Origin of the sequence: Nitratidesulfovibrio liaohensis (genome assembly GCF_011682075.1) — a bacterium.
GTDB lineage: Bacteria > Desulfobacterota > Desulfovibrionia > Desulfovibrionales > Desulfovibrionaceae > Cupidesulfovibrio > Cupidesulfovibrio liaohensis.
The window spans coordinates 1-4,317 of record NZ_VSMK01000223.1; the positions used below are offsets into that span (position 1 = coordinate 1).

The following is a 4,317-nucleotide window of genomic DNA, read 5'->3' on the forward strand; positions in this document are numbered from 1 at the left end:
ATGGCCGAGCTTTCCGGCGCGCGGTTGCGCCCCGGCATGTGCAGCGCCGAACCGCGCCCCTGGACCAGCCCCGCGCTGCGCTTCCGCCCGGCGCGCGCCCGCATGCTGCTGGGCATGGGCGAGGACACCATTGGCGACGCTTTCTGCGCCGACACCCTGGCCGGCCTCGGCTGCGTGCTGGACAAGTCCGACGCCGCCGACTGGAAGGTTTCCGCCCCCAGCCATCGACTGGACTTCGAACGCGAGGCCGACCTGATCGAGGAAGTGGGCCGCGTGTACGGGCTGGACGCCATTCCGCCGGTGCTGCCCAAGGTCATGCGTCCGTTGGACCAGGCGGGCGCGCCCGAGTCCGAGTACGATTTCTGGAAGCGCATCAAGGGCTGGGGCCGCGGCCTTGGCCTCAACGAGGCCATCAACTACAGCTTCGTGGGCCAGAAGGATCTGGATCACCTGGGCCTGCCCACCGAAGGCCGCATTCCGATCATGAACCCGCTGTCCGAAGACCAGAACGTGTTGCGCACGGCGCTGGCCCCGGGCCTTCTGAACAACCTGCGCCACAACATCGCGCAGGGCAACGCCGGGCTGCGGCTGTTCGAACTGGCGCGCATTTTCACGGCGGACGCAACTGCGGAAACCACCGCCTGCGAGCGGGGGCGTCTGGGCATCCTGATGTACGGCGCGCGCCACGACAGCGCCTGGCCCAACCCGGAAGCCGACGCCGACTACCAGGACCTGAAGGGCGTGGTGGAACACTTTGCGGCCTTCCTGCACCTGTCGCAGCCGTGCTGCGCGGTGGCCGAGGCGCCGCATCCTTTCCTGGCCCCGTGCGTCACCGTGACGGTGCAGGGCAGGGCACTGGGCGTCATGGGCCGTGTACGGCCCGACCTTGCCGATGCCTACCACGCCCGCAAGGACGTGTGGCTGGCCGACATCGACCTTGATGCGGCGCGCCAACTGCACGACGCCGTGACGGTGCGCTTTGCCGCGCTGCCGGTGTACCCGCCGGTGCGCCGCGACATCACGGTGATGGCCCCCGCCGCCCTGCAGGCCGGCGCTGTGCTGGACCACGTGCGCGGAATGAAGCTGCCGCTGCTTGAAGGTGTCGAACTCATTGATGTCTTTGCTCCGGAAGACCGCGAGGAACGCAACCTGACCTTCCGCATGACCTTCCGCCATGCCGGGCGCACCCTGAAGGACGCCGAAGTGGACAAGGAACGCGAGAAAGTGGCAAGTTCCCTCCAGCAGGCACTCCCCGTACGGTTGTAACCTGCAAAAGGGTCTTTCGCCCGTTGGCGTTGTCAAACTTCGCCTGCCATAGCGGTCGAATACGATAAGGGCGCGATGCGGTCGCCTTCCGTAATGCTCGAAGACTCGCATAACGGCTGCCGCATACTCCCTTATGGCAGGCTCGTTTTCCGCGCCAACGAACGAAACTCCTCTTTTGCACGCTTGCGAGGGCGGGCGGGAGTAGCGCGAACAAACCGGGAGACGGCATGGCGGAACGGACATACCGGATAGGCGAGGCGGCGTCGCTGCTGAACCTGAAGACCTATGTCCTCAGGTTCTGGGAAACGGAGTTTCCCCAGCTGGTTCCGCTGCGCACCGAAAAGGGCCAGCGCCTCTACACCGAGGCGGACCTGGCCCTGCTGCGGCGCATCCGTTTCCTGCTGCACGAGCGCGGCCTGACCATAGAAGGCGCGCGCCGCATGCTGGCAGAGCGCGGCGCTCCGTCCGGCACCGGCATGCCCGTTGGGGAACCTGATCTGGCGGACACGGTCGACACGGCGGAAATTGATGTCGCCGGACTGGTCGGCTTCGGCGATGACGACCCGGACGACATCGCCGTTTCCGACGCACAGGGTGACGACGCTCAGGATGACGACGAGGCCGTCGACCTTGCTGACGATGCTCCGGCGGTGTCCGGTCCTAAGGGACGTGCCCTGTCTGCCGCCGCCTCGCGGGTGCAGGCCTGGGACCAGTACCTGCACGGCCTGCTGCTGCCCGATGACGGTGAAGCGCCGCAAACGGGCACTCGAGGCGGGCATGCCGTACCGCGGGGTGCGCAGGGCGCCTCCCCGGATGGCGTGAGCCCCGGCTTTTCAGCAAACGGTCCTGTGCCCGGCAGTGCCGCGCACGGAACGGTGCGCGAGATCATCACGGAACTGGAGGCCATGCGCCGCCTGCTGGCTGGCGCGGACTGATTCCGCCATCTTTCCGGTCGGGCTGCCTGCCCTGCTTTTCGTTGCCCCGTCGCCGCTTTCGCCATTCCCGTCCGCATGCCGCGCAATGGGGCACAATCGGCCCAGTGCTGCGCGCCTCCATGCAACGGGGTGTTTCCCGCAACCGCGCATCCGCGCCACGAGCACCGCATGATCCTTTCCCCTTCGCTGCTGTCCTCCGATTTCGGTCATCTGGCCGACGAACTGGCCGCCCTGGAAGCCGCCGGACTGTCCTGGGTGCACTGGGACGTCATGGACGGCACCTTCGTGCCCAACATCACCTATGGCCAGCCGGTCATCGCCCATTTGCGCAAGCAGAGCCGCCTGTTCTTCGATGTGCACCTGATGGTGGAACGCCCGGAACGCTACCTGCACGAATTCGTGGATGCCGGGGCGGACATGCTGGTGGTGCACGCAGAGGCCACCCCCCACGTGCAGCGCGCCCTGGCAGAAATTCGGCGCCTGGGGATCAAGTCCGGCGTGGCGCTGAACCCGCACACTCCGCTTTCGGTGCTGGACTACGTGCTGGACGACGCGGACATGGTGCTGATCATGACCGTCAACCCCGGCTTCGGCGGCCAGTCGTTCCTGCCCGCCAGCTATCGCAAGATCAGCGAGTTGCGCGCCATGATCAATGCGCGCGGCCTGTCCACGCTCATTCAGGTGGACGGTGGGGTGGACCCGTCCAACACGGCGCAACTCGTGCAGAGCGGGGCGGACGTGCTGGTTTCCGGTTCGGCCTTCTTCAAGTTTCCGCCCTATGCCGAGCGGTTGAAGGCGTTTGAGGCGGCGGCCAACTCCGTTCTCTGAGGTCGGCGGGAAGGCCGTGGTGCCATGGCCGGTAACGCCATGGCGCATCCGCTGATGTGATTTTCCCGTTGCCAGATGGCGCGGAACGGACTAGTCGGGTGTGGGCGCCGCCGCAAGGCAGTGCCCACCTCTCGCATGTGCGGCATCCCCCGCCGCATGCACGACCGTTTCGGCAGGGCGCTCGCGCCCGTCCATCCGTGTATTTTCCGGCGCACCGCGCCGTACCGCTGCATAGCCAACGGCGCAGGGCGTCCGCCCGCCGCCGCACAGAACCCCGCTGGAGGTTGCAATGCCGTCTCGCAAGGAACTCGCCAACGCCATCCGCGTGCTCAGCATGGACGCCGTGGAAAAGGCCAAGTCCGGGCACCCCGGTGCGCCCATGGGCATGGCGGACATCGCCGAAGTGCTCTGGAACGATTGCCTGAAGCACAACCCCGCCAACCCCAAATGGGCCGACCGCGACCGCTTCGTGCTTTCCAACGGGCACGGCTCCATGCTCATCTACGCGCTGCTGCATCTCTCCGGCTACGATGTCAGCATGGACGACATCCGCAACTTCCGTCAGCTGCATTCCAAGACCCCCGGCCATCCCGAATACGGCATCACCCCCGGCGTGGAGACCACCACCGGCCCGCTGGGGCAGGGCATCGCCACCGCCGTGGGCATGGCCATGGCCGAAAGGCTCATGGCCCAGCAGTTCAACCGTCCCGGCTACGACGTGGTGGACCATGCCACGTATGTGTTCCTGGGCGACGGCTGCATGATGGAAGGCATCTCGCACGAGGCGTGCTCCCTTGCGGGCACCCTGGGCCTCGGCAAGCTGACCGCCTTTTATGACGACAACGGCATCTCCATCGACGGCGACATCGCCGGTTGGTTCGCCGACGATACCCCGGCCCGCTTCGAAGCCTACGGCTGGCATGTGGTGCGCAACGTGGACGGGCACGACGGCGAGGCCATCGCCGCCGCGCTGAAAGCCGCCCGTGCGGTGCCCGGCAAGCCCAGCCTGATCTGCTGCAAGACCCGCATCGGCCAGGGCGCACCCACCAAGGCGGGCAGCCACAATTGCCACGGCTCGCCCCTGGGCGCCGCCGAAATCGCCGCCGCGCGCGAATGCATGAACTGGCCGTACCCGCCCTTCGAAATTCCGGCGGACATCTATGCCGGGTGGGACGCCCGCCCGCGCGGCACCGCCGTCGAGGCCGCCTGGAACGACCTGTTTGCCCGCTACCGCGCCGCTCATCCCGAACTGGCCGCCGAGTTCGAGCGCCGCATGGCGGGCGACCTG

At 67.2% G+C, this 4,317-nt stretch carries 3 protein-coding genes and 1 pseudogene; all 4 read left to right on the forward strand.

Features of this window, described 5'->3' with window-relative positions:
* Positions 1-1,266: phenylalanine--tRNA ligase subunit beta-related protein (locus FVW27_RS08875; RefSeq protein WP_481850160.1), on the forward strand; the 1,266-nt coding region annotated here is incomplete at its 5' end.
* 227 nt (positions 1,267-1,493) lie between these two features.
* Positions 1,494-1,715, forward strand: a pseudogene (locus FVW27_RS20920) (MerR family transcriptional regulator); the annotation flags it as partial.
* Positions 1,716-2,369: 654 nt separating this feature from the next.
* Positions 2,370-3,029 (forward strand): ribulose-phosphate 3-epimerase, encoded by a 660-nt coding sequence (rpe, locus tag FVW27_RS08885; RefSeq protein WP_167124447.1) that lies wholly within the window; start codon positions 2,370-2,372, stop codon positions 3,027-3,029.
* 289 nt (positions 3,030-3,318) lie between these two features.
* Positions 3,319-4,317 (forward strand): thiamine pyrophosphate-dependent enzyme (locus FVW27_RS08890; RefSeq protein WP_243838306.1); only part of this gene is annotated, 999 nt, incomplete at its 3' end.